Consider the following 15,874-nt stretch of genomic DNA (forward strand, 5'->3'; position numbering starts at 1 on the left):
CCTACGCATCCAGCAGCCGCTGGCGGGCGAGGCGCTCGACCAGCTCGGGGAGGGCGGTCACCGGGACCGCGTCGAGGTCGTCGCGCGAGCCGCGGACGGCGGAGTCCACGAGCCGGGCGGGGAAGCGGTCGCCGAACTCGGCGACCAGCCGGTCGACGGCGTCGAGGACGGCGGGATCGGAGGTGTGGGGCAGGGGCGCGTGCACGTCTGGATTCGATTCGTCGAGGGGGCCCGGGCGGCAGGACGCCGGTGCGGGCGGAGGTCGTGGTCGCTGCGCCGGGCGGAGTCCGACCCGGGCGGGTGCCCGATGGTCGTCCGGCCTCCGACGGCGGCCGGGCGCCACGATAGGCGCCCGGCCCGCCGGAGTCGACCGACTAACCCGTGCGTGTCACTGCACGTCGGAGCCGGGCGGAGGGAGCCGGATCTCGCGGTCCGGCTCCACCGACCCGACCCCGGCGATCCCGGCCAGCCCGGCCCGCTGCGCGTCGTCACAGGTGCCGACCACGACGCCGACCCCGCGCAGGACCTTCTCCACCTGCAGGCCCGCCGCCGCGCAGGCAGCGGCGACGTCGTCGATGGCGTGACCGTCGGTCACCGACACCAGCACCCGTCCGGACACGGTTCAGTTCCCCGGGGCCCGGACGAGACCCGCGCCGACGTCGCCCGACGGCAGCGGCAACCGCTGCGCGGCCTGGGTGAGCTGGGTCCAGAGGTCACGGCCGCGGGCACCGGTGCGCTGTGACCACAGCGCGGCGATCCCGGCGACGTGCGGGGTGGCCATCGAGGTGCCGGAGATCGTGTTGGTGCGCTGCGGCATCGGCCACGAGGAGTACACGTCGACCCCGGGACCGGCGATGTCGACCTGGCCGCCCTCCACCGCGGAGGACGCGGCGGAGAAGTCCGCGATCGCGAGCGCGGCGTCGACCGCGCCCACGGCCATGATCGACGGGCTGTTGGCGGGGACGCCGACGAACCCGACGTTCCCCGCCGACCGCTCGGCGTTGTTCCCGGCCGCGGCGATGATCAGGACACCGGCGTCCAGTGCCCGCCGGCCGGCGTTCTCGTAGGCGGCGGAGACCTCGTTCAGGTCCGCGCCCAGCGACATCGACACGACCTGCACCCCGGCGCCGATCGCCCACTCGATGCCTTCGAGGATCCCGGCGTCGGTGCCGGACCCGTCGTCGCCGAGCACCTTGCCGACCAGGATGCGGGACCCGTGCGCGATGCCGTACCGGCGGCCCGAGCCGGGGGTCAGCGGTCCGCAGGCGGTACCGATGCAGTGCGTCCCGTGCCCCTGGACGTCGGCGACCTCCTGACCGTCGACGAACGAGCGCGACTCGATCTCGCGCCCGGCGAAGTCCGGGTGCCCCAGGTCGAGGCCGGTGTCGAGGACGGCGACGGCGACGCCAGCCCCGGTCTCCGGCGACGCGTCGACGCCGGTGGCGGCCAGCCCCCAGGTCAGCTGGTCGGTGTCGGCGAACTGGGCGGCCGCCGGGGCGTCGGCGGCCGCTGCCGACGCCGCGGTGTCGGCGAGGAACCCCGCGGCGTCGGCGAAGCCCTTCAGGTACTCCGCGGACAGCCCTGGCCCGGTGAGCGCGCGCAGTACCCGCTCCGGCTCGACGCTCACGATCCGCCGGTCGGCCCGCGCCGACCGCAGCCGGTCGGGGTCCAGCTCGGCGACCGCGACGCCGAGCCGGGAGAACAGCGTCGGGCGGACGCCCGCGCCGGCGTCCCGGCTGCTCGTGATCTCGGTCAGGCCGGTCAGTTCCTGCACCGCGGCGCGGGCCGCGGTGTCGTCGTCGCCCAGCAGGTCGTCGTCGAGCACCATCAGGTAGCGGCCGGTGTGGGTGCCGCCGGCCCGGCCCGTCCCGGTCGTCCGCGGGTCCGTCATGTCGTCTCCGATGATCGGTGTCGGTCCGATTCACATCGTGCCGTAACCGGGCGCCTACGGCACGCGATCGCCTAACCCAGGCCGAGCAACCGCCGGAGCGCTCCGGCCGGCTGTTCCGGGACGGTCTCCGTCCCCGGGCCCTGCGCCGGTGCCCCGGCCCGCGGTACGGGGACGACGACCGGCTCGCCGGCACCGTCCAACAGGTCCAGGCAGTGCGTGTCGCCCCACCCGTCACCGGCGACGACGCAGCCGTGCGCGGTCGCCAGCGCGGTCAGCGGCGCGTCCAGCGGCGCCCGGCCGAGCACGGTGGCCGACGTCAGGTCCCAGAGCACGGCGTCGCCTCCGGTCCCCGTGGTGACCGCCCGGTGCCCGGTGACGGCGGCGACCGCCGAGACCTGGACCGGGTCGGCCCGCACGGCGACCGGACGGGTGTCGCCGAGGTCCCAGACGTGCGCCGTGCCGTCGGCGTCGGTCGCGACGGCATGGCACCCGTCGTCGTCGATCGCGATCCCGGTCAGCCGCGCACCGGGCAGCGGGACCGTCACCGGGGCCCCGCCGGCCGGTCGCCACGCGGTGAGGGTGTCGTCGGAACCCAGCAGCACCGTGGCCCCACCGGGGGTCAGGGCCGCGTGCCGGGCCGGGGCCGGCGGCGTGACGGTGCTGAGCACCCGCGCAGTCCGGGCGTCGGCCACCCGCACCCGGTCACCGTCGCCGAGCACGACGAGCGTCCCCCGCCCGGTGAGCACCCGCCCGGCCGGGGCGGCGGAGCCGACCGGCATCCCGGTCACGGCGTGCCACTCTGTGACCGTGCCGCCCGCGGCCGCGAAGACCCGCGTGCCCCCGGCGTCGGACCACAGGTGCGTGGCGCCACCGGGCCCGCCGGCGCTGCGCCAGCGTTCCTCGCCGGTGCGCAGGTCCCGCGTCACCAGCTCGCCACCGTCCCGGGCGGCGGAGACGACCAGCCCGGCGGCGACGGCCACCGAGTCCACCGCCCCGGCCGGGACCGGCTCGTCCCCGGCGATGCCGGTCGCCGCCGGGTCCCAGAGCAGTACCCGGCCGTGGTCGTCGCCGGTCGCGACGAGCGACCCGTCGGTGCTCGCGGCCGCCGCCCGGGCCGCGACACCGTGCCCGCCCAGTACCGTGCGCCCGCCCGGGACGTCGGTCCGCCACAGCTCGACGGCCCCGTCGGCCCGGGTGACGAGCGCGCGGCCGGTTCCGGCCGCGACGACCGCCGTGGCCGGAGCGGTGGGGGAGCTGTCGAGCAGGACGGCGTCCCGGGGCACCCCCGCGGCCAGGGTGAACGCGTGCACGGCGCCGTCGGCGGTGACGGCCACCAGCTCCCCGGGCCCGGTCACCGCCACGCCGGTCACCGCGGCGTCGGTACGCAGGGTCGCGAGCGCCTCACCGGTCGCGGTGTCCCAGGCCCGCAGGGTGCCGTCGGCGGCCCCGGTGACCACCCGGCCGGCGGCGGTGCCGGCGATCGTCAGCACCGGTCCGGTGTGCCCGGTGAGGTGCACGGTCGTCCCGCGGGCGACGTCCCAGACCCGGATCGCGCCGTCCGCTCCGGTCCCGAGCAGCCGGGTGGCGCCCGTCGGGCCCTCGGCGAACGCCAGCACGGTCACCTCGCCGGGGTAGCCGCGCAGCGTCGCCACCCGGGCGCCGCTCGCGGCGAGCACCCGCACGATCCCGCCGGGCCCGGCCAGGGCGACGAGCCCGCCGTCCGGGGCGACCGCGACGGCCAGCACCGGGTCCGGGCCGGCCGCCGTGACCGGCCCGCACGGTCCGGTCACGGGATGCGCGACCGGCAGCGCGGTCACCGCGTCCCGGGCGCAGACCCCGCCGGCCGCGTCGACCGACAGCAGGGGACCGTCCGGGTCCACCGCGAGACCGGCGACCGCGTCGCCGTGGCCGTCGAGGACGCGGCGCAGGGCCGGTGCCGGGGGCCGGGTCCGCCAGCGGGTGGCCAGCGCCGGCGCCGCGACGGCGGCGATCCGGGCCCGGGCCGCCCCGGCCAGCGCCGACTCACCGGTGACGGCGGCCCGCGACAGCAGCTGCTGGGCCACCGCGCCGGTCTGCCCGGCCAGCTCCGGACGGCCCAGGTGGTGCGCCTCCAGCGCCAGCAGCCGGTGCACCGTCGCCGGGCTGACGCCGGCCGGCGGCGCCAGGTCGACGGCCGCGCCGTGCAGGGCGTCGCCGGCGACGACACGGTGCTCCAGGCCGTCCCAGAACGTCTCGACGGGCATGCGGTGGTCCTCCCCGGGGGTCGACGATGGTCGATGTGTCGCGACCCCGACGACCATCGTTGCGACGCGAGGGGGTATCGCCGGTGAACCCGCGGTGACCGGTCGCAGTCATTCGGTGACCGGTCCTACGCCGGACGAGTGGCGCCCGGAGGTGTGTGGTGACCGTCCGGCGGACGACGAGCGGCGCTCCCGTGCCGTTCACCCCGTGCTCGGGCCGGTACGCTGCGCGCCCGACCCGTCCGGAGGAGGCCCGGGGTGACCGACACGGCAGCGGCGGCCCGGCGCGGGCGCCGGCCGACGAGCGAGCGGCGCCGGGCGCTGCAGCGGCTCGAGATCTCGCGGGTCGCCATCCGGTTGTTCCGGACCCACGGTCTGGCCGGGACCAGCGGCGAGCAGATCGCCGACGCCGTCGGCCTGTCGGCGCGCACGCTGTGGCGCTGGTTCCGGACCAAGGAGAGCTGCGTCGAACCGGTCCTGAGCCTGTCGACCGACACCTTCACGGCGTGCCTGCGCCGGTGGCCGGCCGGGAAGTCGCTCGACGAGCACCTGCTCTCCGACTTCGGCGGACACGTCGACGCCGGCCCGGACGACGGTGAGCTCGTGCTCGCCGTGCTGCGGCTCGCCCGGCACGAGCCGGCGTTGCGGGCCATCTGGCTCGTGGTGCAGGAACGCGCCGAGCCCGTGCTCGCGCAGATCCTCGCCGACCGGCTGGGGCGCGCCGCGTCCGACGTCGAGATCCGGGTGCAGGCCGCGGCGCTCAACGCCGCGCTGCGGATCACCACCGAGGACGTCGCCGCGGTCACCGCGGACGGCCATCGGCCGCCGGTCGACGACCTGGTGCGGGCACTGTCCGCGGCGGTCCGCGCCGCGACCCACGGCATCGAGGGCGACCGACCGGTCTGAGCCGGGACCGGCTGAGATGCGCGTCTCGTCGACGCCCCGGGCCGTCGTCGATAGTGTCAGTGAGTGACAACAAAGCAGTGAGTGACAGGGCGGGACACGCACCACGCGTCCGGCCCCTCCGACTCCTCGACCACCCACCACCGGCCAGGAGACCCCGCGTGACCACCACCCCGTCCCGTACCGGCCCGGTGCCGGCGACCCGGACCGGCCTGCTGATCGGCGTGCTGGTCGGCGCCGCCTTCGTGATGATCCTCAACGAGACGATCCTGAGCGTGGCGCTGCGCGACCTGAGCGTCGACCTCGCCGTCCCGACGACGACCGTGCAGTGGCTGACCAGCGGTTTCCTGCTGACGATGGCGGTCGTCATCCCGACGACGGGGTACCTGCTCGACCGCTTCACCCCGCGCCAGGTGTTCCTGGCGTCGCTGGGGACGTTCTCCGTCGGCACCCTGGTCTCCGGCTTCGCGCCCGGGTTCGAGGTGCTGCTCGCCGGACGGATCGTCCAGGCCGTCGGCACAGCGCTGATGCTCCCGCTGCTGATGACGACGATCCTGCGCCTGGTCCCGGAGGAGCGCCGCGGGGCGACGATGGGCACGATCACCATCGTCATCGCCGTCGCGCCGGCCATCGGGCCGACGATCGGCGGCGCCGTGCTGTCCGGGCTCGGCTGGCGCTGGATGTTCTGGCTGGTCCTGCCCCTGTCGGTGGCCGCGTTCGCGGTCGGCGCGCGCTGGCTGCGGCTGGACGGCGGCGGCCGCCCGGTCCCGCTGGACGTCGCGTCGGTCCTGCTGTCGGCGGTCGGCTTCGGCGGTCTCGTCTACGGCCTGTCCGCGATCGGCAAGGGCAGCGGCGAGGGACTGCCGCCGTGGGTGCCGGTCGTCGTCGGTGTCGTCGCGCTCGCCCTGTTCGTGACCCGGCAGCTGCGGCTGCAGCGTGAGCACCGGGCGTTGCTCGACCTGCGTCCCTTCACCCGGCGCCCGTTCGTGGTCGCGCTGGTGCTGACGGCCCTGGTCCTGCTCTCGCTGATCGGTGTCGCGGCCGTCCTGCTGCCGCTCTACCTGCAGACCGTGCTGGGGACGAGCACCGTGGTCTCCGGTCTCGCCGTGCTGCCGGGCGGGTTGCTGCTCGGACTGCTCGGCCGCCCGGTCGGCGCGTTGTTCGACCGGTTCGGGGCCCGGCCGCTGGTGATCCCGGGCGCGGTGCTGATGGCGTCCGGGCTCGGCCTGTTCTCGACCATGGGTCCCGGCACGCCGCTGGCGGTGGTCATCGGGTTCCACCTGGTGCTGATGGCCGGGCTGTCGCTGATGATGACGCCGCTGATGACCGAGGCACTGGGATCGCTGCCGGACGACCTCTACTCGCACGGCAGCGCCATCCTGTCCACGCTGCAGCAGGTCGCCGGCGCGATGGGCACCGCGCTGTTCGTGACGGTGGCCGCACTGGGCTCCGGTACGGCCGGTGCGTCACCGGACGCGGCGGGCCTGCACGCCGCGTTCGCGGTGGCCGGCGGGATCGGCGTCCTCGCGGTGCTGCTGTCGCTGCTGGTGCGGGGCCGGTCCGGCGCGGTCCGGCGTACGGTCCCGGCGCACTGAGCGGGCTCGGTCCCGTTCCGGCGGGACTGAGGTGGCGGGGTTCGTCAGCGGGTGGTGAGCCTGGCCCGCTCGTCCCGCTCGTCCCGCTCGTCCCGCTCGGTGCTCGCGTCGAGGACCTGGACCTTGTCGCCGACCTCCAGGCCGGAGAAGAACCGCTGCGCCTGATCGAGATCGAGCTTGACGCAGCCGGCGGACGCCCGGTCCCGGTCACCGCCGTGGAAGGCGACCCCGCCGTCGGCGAAGAACACCGAGAACGGCATCGGCGACGGCTGCCCCTCGGGCGTCGTGAACTCGCCGCTGGTGTGCTCGGCGTCCTTGCGGTAGACGCGGAACGAGTGCCCGATCGGCGTCTCCTGGCCGGCGCCGCCGGAGGCGATCGGCACCGGGCCGTGGACGACCGCGCCGTTCTCGATCAACCAGGCGCGCTGGGTCTCCAGATCGACACAGGCCTGCGCCGAGATCGAGCAGGGTGTGCCCTCGACCTGCTGCTCCGCGTGCGTCTGGCGGGCGACGTCGGTGGTCTCGGCCTCGCCGTCGGCGAGGGCGACCCCGGCCGTCGCGATCCCGGCGACGACGACCAGTCCCGCCAGAGCGGCGGTCGTGCGCTCGCGGCGGGTCGTCCTGCTCGGCACGGGCGCGGCTCCTTCGTGGTTCGGGTCCCCCGCCGGTAATAACGCCGGGGCTCGGTCTCCGTGACGGTGGACGCCCCGGACGTGACGGGGTTGAGCCCCGATCGGGTGGCGGACGGGGAGCGGTCGGTACGGCCGGGTCACCGTCCGCGCACCGGCCGGGCCACCGACCGGCCGGTCAGTCCCCGTCCGGGCCGGGGTCCCGTCCGGTGGAGCCGGTGGCCCGGTCGTGGCGCCATCCGCGCCGCGCCGCGGCGCGGGCGTCGGGCGGTTCGCTGATCTCGCCGGAGATCCGCTCGACGAACGCGTCCATCGTCGTCTGCATCCGTGAGCGGAAGGAGCTCAGCAACGCGGTCGTCGCGACCGGCTGCAACGACCCGACGACGTCCTGGATCCGGGTCGCCCCGGAGGCCGGCAGCCCGGCCCGGACGTGCTCGGCCCACACCTGCTCGGCGAACAGGGCGACGAACAGCTCGGCGATCCGCCCGGTGTGGACATCGAGCTCGGCGCGCAACGCCAGCACCGCGTCGACGCCGATCCCGAGCCGCACCGCGTCACCACCGGCGCGGACCAGGTCCGGGCGCAGGATGCGCAGCCGCCCCGGCCCGGCGGGTTCGACGAGCCCCGCCGCCCGCATCTCGTCCGTGCGCTCGTGAACCTCCGCCGCGCCGGGGCCGCCGGGATCGAGCCCCATCCACCGGGGGAGGTCGTCGTCGTCGATCTCGACCGGCTCCTCGGGCTCCCAGGGCGCCAGCATCCCGCGGTAGAGCCGCAGCGCGTCCTCGGCCGCGCGGTCGGGCTCCTGGTGCACGAGGACCTCGATCGCCGCGAGGCTGAACCCGCGCCGCCGCAGGCCGTTGACCAGATCGAGGCGCGCGAGGTGCTCGTCGGTGTAGCGGGCGGCGCGGCCGGCCATCCGGCCGGCGGGGAGCAGCCCGCGGGAGATGTAGGTGCGCACGTTGCGCACGGTCATCCCGGCCCGGTGGGCCAGCTCCTCGATGGGGAAGTCCGGCACGCGGCCGAGCTTAGTGCCACCACATGTGACACGTTCTCCCGCCAACTCTGTGTAACATCCGATGCGGATCCTCGATCCCGGTATCGGAGCAGCTCACAGAGCCAGGCGAACTTCAGCTTGCCATATCGATCTCGATCGGGTCCGATGGTCGGGACACACGACGGCACGACGAGGAGGTCGACCGGGCATGGGTGACACCGGCATCGCGCTGCCCCGTGGTCTGCGGCGCGCCCGCCGGGCCGCGGCCCGGTTCACGACCCCGCTGCTGCCGGACGACTACCTGGTCCTGCTCGACCCGCTGTGGTCGGTGCGGGAGCTGCGCGGCCGGGTCGTCGAGGTCGTCCCGGAGACGCCGGACGCCGCGACCCTGGTGATCCGGCCCGGGCTGGGGTGGCGGTTCGACCACGAGCCGGGGCAGTACGTCGGCATCGGCGTACAGGTCGACGGGCGCTTCCACTGGCGCTCCTACTCGCTCACGTCCGCGCCCCGGCGCGACCGCCGGCACATCACGGTGACGGTCAAGGCGATGCCCGAGGGGTTCCTGTCCAAGCACCTGGTGGACGGCGTCGAACCCGGGACGATCGTGCGGCTGGCCCTGCCGAAGGGCGAGTTCGTGCTGCCGGACCCACCGCCGTCGCAGCTGCTGTTCCTCACCGCGGGCAGTGGCATCACCCCGATCATGGCGATGCTGCGGACCCTGGACCGGCGCGGCGCCGTCGGGGACGCCGTGCTCGTGCACTCCGCGCCGCGCGACGGTGACGTGCTGTTCGCCGAGGAGCTGGGCCGGCTCGCCGAGCGCCATCCCGGGCTGCGGGTGCAGCTGCACCTCACCGGCGAGCACGGGCGGCTGACACCGGAGGGGCTGGCCGGGTACTGCCCGGACTGGCGGTCGCGCAGCACCTGGGCGTGCGGTCCGTCGGCGATGCTCGACGAGGCCGAGGACCTGTGGGCCGACGCCGGGTGCGCCGACCGGTTGCACGTCGAGCGGTTCTCCGCGGCCCTGCGTGGCGGAGAGGCCGAGGGCGGCACGGTGACGTTCCGCCGCCGGGAGTCGGCCGCGACCGGGACCGGTGACGACGGCACGACCGTCGACGTCGACGGCGCCACGACGCTGCTCGAGGCGGGGGAGTCGGCGGAGATCGACCTGCCCTACGGCTGCCGGATGGGTATCTGCCACACCTGCGTCGTCCACCTGCGGTCGGGGACGGTGCGCGACCTGCGGGACGGCTCGGAGCGCCGGGCCGACCCGGACACCCCGGCCGAGAAGGTGCAGACCTGCGTCACCGCGGCAGCCGGTGACTGCGTGCTCGAGATCTGACCGGACACCCAAGGAGGACCTCCCGTGGCCATCGCCGACGTCAAGGAGTTCGCCCATCTCACCGCCGCCGACGTCGAGGCGATCGGGCGCGAGTTCGACGCGATCCGTGCCGACGTCGAGGGGGACCGCGGGCAGGCCGACGCCGACTACATCCGCAGCCTGATCACCTGGCAGCGACGGTTGAACGTGGCTGCCCGCGTCACCCTGCTCGGCAGCCGGGTGCCGGCCCTGTGGTGCGCCGGGACCGCTGCGCTGGCCGTGGCCAAGATCCTGGAGAACATGGAGATCGGCCACAACGTCATGCACGGCCAGTGGGACTGGATGAACGACCCGGAGATCCACTCGTCGACGTGGGAGTGGGACAACGTGTGCCCGGCCGAGCAGTGGCGGCACTCGCACAACTACATCCACCACACCTACACCAACGTCATCGGGAAGGACCGCGACGTCGGCTACGAGATCCTCCGGGTCCGCGCCGACCAGCCGTGGCACCCGGTCTATCTCGGGCAGCCGATCTGGAACGTGGCGCTGATGCTGCTGTTCGAGCACGGTGTCTCGCTGCACGACCTCGACGTCGAGGGACTGCTCAAGCTGCAGGTGTCGGATCCGGCGGAGTTCCGGCGCAAGCTGCGCGACGTCGGCCGCAAGCACGCCCGCCAGATGCGCAAGGACTACCTGCTCTTCCCCCTGCTGTCCGGCCCGGGGTTCCTGCCGACGCTGACGGCCAACGCGACGGCCAACGTCGTCCGCAACGTCTGGTCCTACGCGATCATCTTCTGCGGGCACTTCCCGGACGGGGCCGAGGTCTTCACCGAGGACGAGCTGGACGGCGAGACCCGTGGCGAGTGGTACCTGCGCCAGCTGCTCGGGTCGGCGAACTTCGGCGGCAACCGCCTCATGCACGTGATGTCGGGCAGCCTCGGCTACCAGATCGAGCACCACCTCTTCCCGGACCTGCCGTCGAAGCGGTACCCCGAGATCGCGGTCCGGGTGCGAGCGGTGTGCGACGCCTACGCCCTGCCCTACACGACGGGCCCGTTCCCCCGGCAGTTCTGGCAGGCGACCCGGTCGATCTGGCGGCTCGCGCTGCCGGCCCGCGGGATCCGCGAGCGCGAGCACCGTCGCGAGCGCCGAGGACTGCCGAGCCGGGCGGACGTCGTCGCGGCAGCCTGACCGGAGCACCGCCCGCGTCGCGAAACCCGCTGCGACCAGCGGAAACGTCACAGAGGGACCCCCCTGTTCACGGGCCTCTCGCGGTGCTGTAACTTTCTTCCTGTCAGCGAGTGAGCCGGACAGAACGGGCCTCAGAGCCCGGTCAACAGGCCCGCTGGCCACTACGACCCCCCGGTCGGCCCGAGAGTTTCTTGAGGGTTTACGGTTGTGGGGTCAAGGCGATCCGTCTTCTGGATCCTGCCCCTTGTCGGGGGTGTGGTGATGGTGAACCGTCCCGGCTTTACTGCCGGTGGTTTGGTGGCCAGTGATCATCTGGCCGATGGTTCTGTGTCAGCGTAGTGGGCTGCCTCGAACTCGGTGGGGCTGATCATGCCCAGACTTGAGTGCAGTCGGCGGTTGTTGTACCACTCGACCCAGCTGGCGGTGGCGTACTCGACGTCGGCGATCGTGCGGTAGGGGCCGTCGTGGAAGACTCGGGTGCGGATGCATTCGGCCTTGTAGAGGCCGTTGATGGTCTCCATCAGGGCGTTGTCGTAGGCGTCGCCGACGCTGCCGACCGAGGGCTGTATGCCCTCGAGGTGCAGGTGCTCGGTGAACCGCAGACTCGTATATTGCGACCCGGCATCGGAATGGCAGATCAGCTGGTCCCGGGCCACGGCTTTGCCCTCGTGGGCACGTCGCCACAGCGCCATCCGTAACGGCACGTCCACCAGCTCGACGTCACGAGTGAGCGCGGCGTGCCAGCCCACGATCTTCTGCGAGAAGCAGTCCACGATGAACGCCACGTAGGTGAACGACTGATACGTGCGCACGTAGGTGAAGTCGGTGACCCACTTGCTGCCGGGTGCTGAGGCGGTGAAGTTGCGGTCGAGCAGATCAGCGGCCCGCTGGGCGGTCGAGTCCGGGATGGTCGTGCGCGGCCGTTTCCCGCGGACCACTCCGGCCAGCCCCACCGAGCGCATCGCCCGGTCGACCGCTCCGAACCCAGCCTCGGGCAGCACCGTTCGACGGATCAGGGCCAGCATCTTGCGACGCCCATAAAGTCCCTCTGGGGCCAGCACCGGTTCGCCGGCGCGGTTGGTGGTGAACGCCGCCGCACGGACGGCGTCTTCGACCAGGGCGTCGGTGACGGTCCGGGCCGCGACCCGGCCGGCGGCGCCGTTCCTGGTGCCGGTCCGAGCGCACCAGGCCCGCAAGGTTCGTGCCGCGATCGTGAGCCCCAGGGGGTCAAGTCCGCTGGCGTGGTGTGTGACGACGACCGCGTGATCTTCTTGTTCGGTCAGGCGCTGGGCGCCGGGATGGTGGTGGTCGAGGTCGCCTCCTCAGCGCTGGTGGCGGTGTCGGGGATCGTGGTGACGCGGGAGCGGGCGAGGACGTCGAGGCCGAGGTAGCGGCGTCCTTCGGCCCATTCGTCGTGTTGCTCGGCCAGGACCGCGCCGACGAGGCGGATCAGGGAGTCGCGGTCGGGGAAGATCCCGACGACGTCGGTGCGGCGCCGGATCTCACGGTTCAGGCGCTCGGAGGGGTTGTTCGACCAGATCTGGCGCCACAGTTCTTTCGGGAAGCCGGTGAAGGCCAGGACGTCGGCTCGGGCGGCGTCGAGGTGCTCGGCGACCTTCGGGAGCTTGTCGGCCAAGGCGTCGAGGACCCGGTCGAACTGGGCTTGCACCGATATGCTGCTGCGGCGTCGGGCTGGTCATAGACCGAGTGCAGCAACGCCCGCACCCACGGTCAGGACTGCTTCGGGGTCGCAGCCATCAGGTTCGCCGCGTAGTGCGTCCTGCACCTCTGCCAGGCGGCGCCGGGCAGGGTCGCCCCGATCGCGGACACCAAGCCGGCGTGGGCGTCGCTGGTGACCAGCGCGACGCCGGTCAGACCGCGGGCGGTGAGGTCGCGGAAGAACCCCAGCCAGCCGGCGCCGTCCTCGGCGGAGCTGACCTGCAGGCCGAGGATCTCCCGGTGTCCGTCGCCGTTGACCCCGGTGGCGAGCAGGGCGTGGACTGCCACGACCCGGCCGCCCTCGCGGACTTTGAGCACGAGCGCGTCGGCGGCGACGAAGGTGTAGGGGCCCTGGTCGAGCGGACGCGTCCGGAACTGCTCGACTTGGCCGTCGAGGTCCCGGGCCATCTCTGAGACCTGCGACTTCGACAACCTCGTGATGCCCAGGGAGTCGACGAGTTTCTCCATCCGCCGCGTCGAGACCCCGAGCAGGTAGCAGGTCGCGACCACCGTGGTCAGGGCCCGCTCCGCCCGGCGACGACGCTCCAGCAACCAGTCGGGGAAGTAGGAGCCGTTGCGCAGCTTGGGGATCGCCACGTCGATCGTGCCGGCGCGGGTGTCGAAGTCGCGGTGGCGGTAGCCGTTGCGGGTGTTCGTGCGAGCCTCGGAACGCTCGCCCCAGGCCGCGCCGCACACCGAGTCGGCGTCGGCGGACATCAGGGTGTTGATGAACGTGGTCAACATGTGGCGCAGCAGATCCGGGCTCGCCTGGGACAGCTGCTCGTGCAGGAACTCGGTGGGGTCGATACTGGAGGGTGCGGTCATCGCGTGATCCATCTTCTGTGGGCTGTGAGAGGCGTTCAGAAGATCACGCGGTGGCCGCCCTACAGCTCGACCAGCTCGTCACCGGGCCGGTCGCACACCACCTTGGTGGACGCCACTCCCCAGGGTGTTGAGGGCAGCAAGGATCGACTCGACGGCATGACCAGCAGCCCGCATCTGATCGACGAACGCGACGATCAGCGGTTTCGGGGGTCGAGCTCCCCCACGAAGAAAATCGTCGCCGACTTGAGGACCTCGTTGACCTCGCGCAGGCGCTTGTTCTCCGCCCGCAACCGCCGCAGCTCCTCGCGGTCATCGCTGGTCACGCCCGCTACGACGCCGGTGTCGACGTCGTGCTGGGACACCCAGCGACGCACGGACTCACGCGACACCCCGAGTGACTCAGCGACCTGGACATGCACGGCACGCTCGGTCGAGTACGCCGAACGATGCTCGGTCACCAGACGCACAGCCTGGCTCCGAACCGCTGGGTCGATCTTCTTGGGCACGACACCCATCCTCTCAGCCTGCTCACAACGGAGCGGCAGAGAAGCCGGGACGGTTCACCCGGGATGCTGACGAACATCGACTCGGGGCTGTGTGCTGTCGAGCATGGCGCCCGGCCTTCAGCGGCGGCGACACCGGCAAGCGTGACACCGACACCGACACCGGCGCGGACACCACCGCCGACACCGGCGCCGAGACCAACGCCAACACTGGCGCGGACACCGGCGCCTACGCTGGCACAAGCAACATCGACGCTCACGGTCTCGACCCTTTGCTGCCGGAACCACTGACGGAGCATCGCGCTGCCAGCCGACAGCCGAGACGACACCGGCGCCGACACCGGTGTCACCGGTGTCACCGGTGACACTGACGCTCACGGTCTCGACCCATTGCTGCCGGAACCACCGACGACTCGTCGCGCTGGGGGCCGACAGCCGACACCACACCGGCCCCGCCCGGTTCCGGTGCCCAGACCGGCGTCGCCAAGTTCCGCCGCGGGCACCGCCATCGATACCCGACCTCACAGCGCACCCCACGACCTCGCAGACCGCACCGCAGCTGCGAGGTCGCGGTACGGGCTGCGAGGTGGCGGTAGGCCGAGGTGGGGACCCGGGACATCGGCGGGGTTGGAGGAGCAGAGGCGCTGCGTCTGGTGCCGGATGCGGCCTGCCGTGTAGGTCGGACATTCGGGCCGTCGCACACCGCTGCGCGTCGGTCACGCCGGCTCGCCACGGCCTGCCGGACACGCTGGTCGCGCGAAGCCGTGCGGATCGGCGCGCATCCGTGACGATGGTGGAGCCGCCGCCCGCGCCGAGATGCACATCAGCGGGGTTCGCCCGGCCAAACGGCCCGCTGATGTGCACCTCGGCGCGGTCTCCGCGGTAGGGGTCTGCGGCCGAGTGCCGAGTGGCCGGGATCCACTCGCGGGGGCGTACGCGACACGAGTCGAGGGAGTCGGCCCGATCGAGCACGTGCCGGCTTCCGGCACGAGGTGAGCCCTGCACGCCCCGATCCGGTTCCTCGCGCCACGGCGCTCCGGCGGACAGGAAGTGGGCGGCACACGGGGTGCCGCGGCGCGCGTCCCGCGCTGACGCACCACCGGTGGGTGGCGGCTCGATCAGGGATCCCGGTCCCGGCTCGCCCTATGCTCACGTCGTGACGGCGATCCTGCTGACCGGGATGTCGGGTACCGGCAAGTCCACCGTGATCGACGCGCTCGCCCGGCGAGGACTCGACGCCGTCGACACCGACCACGGCGGCTACATCGAGCACGCCGCGCTCGACGGCCACGGCGACCCGGAGCCGATCTGGCGCGAGGACCGGATCCGGGCCCTGCTCGACCAGGCCCGGCGCGGTCCGCTGTTCCTCTCCGGCTGCGTCGTCGACCAGCGCCGGTTCTCCCCGCGCTTCAACGAGGTCGTGCTGCTCAGCGCTCCACTCGAGACCGTTCGGTACCGCGTGCGCGCCCGGACGACCAACCCCTTCGGGCGCACGGAGCCGGATCGCGCCCGCATCGCCGCGGACCTGCGGGACGTCGAGCCGGTGCTGCGGGCCGGTGCCACCGTCGAGATCGACACCCGCCGGCCCGTGCACGACGTCGTCGTCCGGGTGCTCGCCCTCGCCGGGCAGTAGGCCCCGACGGGCCGGTCCCGGGCCGGAGGATCGAGCGGAGGAGCAGGTCACCCCTCGTGTACGAGCAGCGGGAGCGCCGTCGACGGTGCGGGCAGGGCGTCGATGCGGTGCCGCCACTCCTCGGCGGCGCTCCGTAGCGCGGGGTCGTGGACCAGGCGGCCGAGCACGGCGGCGGTGACGTGCCGGGTCTCCGCGCCGATGCCCGCACCGGTCCGTGCGAGCACCGTCGCGTTGTGCCGGCGGTCGGCGATGCCCGGGGTGACCAGCTGCGGAACCCCGGCGGCGAGCGCCTGCAGCAGACCGCCGGAACCGCCGTGGTGCACGAACGCGGTCGCGTGCCGCAGCGCCCGGTCCAGCGGCACCCGGTCCAGGGCGTGCACGTTCGGGGGCAGCCGGCGTACCCGTCCGGCGCGGAGCAGCACGATGTCGA

At 73.5% G+C, this 15,874-nt stretch carries 13 protein-coding genes and 2 pseudogenes; 5 read left to right on the top strand and 10 right to left on the bottom strand.

Features of this window, described 5'->3' with window-relative positions:
• Nucleotide 1: 1 nt before the first annotated feature.
• The 4 genes from AFB00_RS21850 to AFB00_RS21865 all read right to left on the bottom strand — a co-directional run bounded on the left by AFB00_RS21850 (nt 2) and on the right by AFB00_RS21865 (nt 4,134).
• Entirely contained in the window at nt 2-205 is a 204-nt protein-coding gene (locus AFB00_RS21850; protein WP_068798744.1) for a three-helix bundle dimerization domain-containing protein, read from the bottom strand.
• Nucleotides 206-388: 183 nt separating this feature from the next.
• Nucleotides 389-619, bottom strand: coding sequence for a hypothetical protein (locus AFB00_RS21855; RefSeq protein WP_068798745.1), 231 nt, complete (start codon nt 617-619; stop codon nt 389-391).
• A 3-nt stretch (nt 620-622) separates the two neighbouring features.
• On the bottom strand, nt 623-1,891 hold the full coding sequence (locus tag AFB00_RS21860; RefSeq protein ID WP_156819678.1) for a S8 family serine peptidase: 1,269 nt from the start codon (nt 1,889-1,891) through the stop codon (nt 623-625).
• A 71-nt stretch (nt 1,892-1,962) separates the two neighbouring features.
• Nucleotides 1,963-4,134, bottom strand: coding sequence for a WD40 repeat domain-containing protein (locus AFB00_RS21865; RefSeq protein ID WP_068798746.1), 2,172 nt, complete (start codon nt 4,132-4,134; stop codon nt 1,963-1,965).
• Nucleotides 4,135-4,389: 255 nt separating this feature from the next.
• Between AFB00_RS21865 and AFB00_RS21870 the strand changes: the two genes are divergently transcribed.
• Both AFB00_RS21870 and AFB00_RS21875 read left to right on the top strand, forming a co-directional pair.
• Nucleotides 4,390-5,037: a TetR/AcrR family transcriptional regulator gene (locus tag AFB00_RS21870; RefSeq protein ID WP_068798747.1), complete on the top strand. Its 648-nt coding sequence runs from the start codon at nt 4,390-4,392 to the stop codon at nt 5,035-5,037.
• A gap of 158 nt (nt 5,038-5,195) precedes the next feature.
• Nucleotides 5,196-6,629, top strand: coding sequence for a DHA2 family efflux MFS transporter permease subunit (locus AFB00_RS21875; protein ID WP_068798748.1), 1,434 nt, complete (start codon nt 5,196-5,198; stop codon nt 6,627-6,629).
• 44 nt (nt 6,630-6,673) lie between these two features.
• Here AFB00_RS21875 and AFB00_RS21880 read toward each other — a convergent pair whose 3' ends face one another.
• Nucleotides 6,674-7,261 (bottom strand): L,D-transpeptidase, encoded by a 588-nt coding sequence (locus AFB00_RS21880; RefSeq protein WP_068798749.1) that lies wholly within the window; start codon nt 7,259-7,261, stop codon nt 6,674-6,676.
• 175 nt (nt 7,262-7,436) lie between these two features.
• Nucleotides 7,437-8,273, bottom strand: a complete 837-nt coding sequence (locus tag AFB00_RS21885) for a MerR family transcriptional regulator (RefSeq protein ID WP_068798750.1) — start codon at nt 8,271-8,273, stop codon at nt 7,437-7,439.
• A gap of 187 nt (nt 8,274-8,460) precedes the next feature.
• On the opposite strand from AFB00_RS21885, the gene AFB00_RS21890 reads away from it, so the two are divergent.
• On the top strand, nt 8,461-9,591 hold the full coding sequence (locus AFB00_RS21890) for a ferredoxin reductase (RefSeq protein WP_068798751.1): 1,131 nt from the start codon (nt 8,461-8,463) through the stop codon (nt 9,589-9,591).
• Between the two features lie 24 nt (nt 9,592-9,615).
• Nucleotides 9,616-10,764: a fatty acid desaturase family protein gene (locus AFB00_RS21895; protein ID WP_068798752.1), complete on the top strand. Its 1,149-nt coding sequence runs from the start codon at nt 9,616-9,618 to the stop codon at nt 10,762-10,764.
• 308 nt (nt 10,765-11,072) lie between these two features.
• Here the strand turns inward: AFB00_RS21895 and AFB00_RS21900 are convergent.
• From AFB00_RS21900 to AFB00_RS21910, 3 genes and pseudogenes are all read right to left on the bottom strand, one after another.
• Nucleotides 11,073-11,984 (bottom strand): annotated as a pseudogene (locus AFB00_RS21900) (IS3 family transposase); the annotation flags it as partial.
• Nucleotides 11,985-12,043: 59 nt separating this feature from the next.
• Nucleotides 12,044-13,308 (bottom strand): annotated as a pseudogene (locus AFB00_RS21905) (IS256 family transposase).
• Nucleotides 13,309-13,502: 194 nt separating this feature from the next.
• A complete protein-coding gene (locus tag AFB00_RS21910) occupies nt 13,503-13,766 on the bottom strand; it encodes a transposase (RefSeq protein ID WP_197519595.1) in 264 nt (87 codons plus the stop codon).
• Between the two features lie 1,201 nt (nt 13,767-14,967).
• Between AFB00_RS21910 and AFB00_RS21915 the strand changes: the two genes are divergently transcribed.
• Nucleotides 14,968-15,444: a shikimate kinase gene (locus AFB00_RS21915; RefSeq protein WP_231974018.1), complete on the top strand. Its 477-nt coding sequence runs from the start codon at nt 14,968-14,970 to the stop codon at nt 15,442-15,444.
• A 47-nt stretch (nt 15,445-15,491) separates the two neighbouring features.
• Here AFB00_RS21915 and AFB00_RS21920 read toward each other — a convergent pair whose 3' ends face one another.
• Nucleotides 15,492-15,866 carry a glycosyltransferase gene (locus AFB00_RS21920; RefSeq protein ID WP_068798753.1) on the bottom strand — a complete coding sequence of 125 codons (375 nt, stop codon included), beginning with the start codon at nt 15,864-15,866 and terminating at the stop codon, nt 15,492-15,494.
• Between the last annotated feature and the right edge of the window lie 8 nt (nt 15,867-15,874).

It is taken from the genome of Pseudonocardia sp. HH130630-07, from assembly GCF_001698125.1.
GTDB lineage: Bacteria > Actinomycetota > Actinomycetes > Mycobacteriales > Pseudonocardiaceae > Pseudonocardia.

What these genes read in the sequence shown, in the direction of transcription:
- AFB00_RS21860 (WP_156819678.1), bottom strand. Translation starts at nt 1,891, where the DNA reads ATGACGGACCCGCGGACGACCGGGACGGGCCGGGCCGGCGGCACCCAC.
- AFB00_RS21865 (WP_068798746.1), bottom strand. Translation starts at nt 4,134, where the DNA reads ATGCCCGTCGAGACGTTCTGGGACGGCCTGGAGCACCGTGTCGTCGCC.
- AFB00_RS21890 (WP_068798751.1), top strand. Translation starts at nt 8,461, where the DNA reads ATGGGTGACACCGGCATCGCGCTGCCCCGTGGTCTGCGGCGCGCCCGC.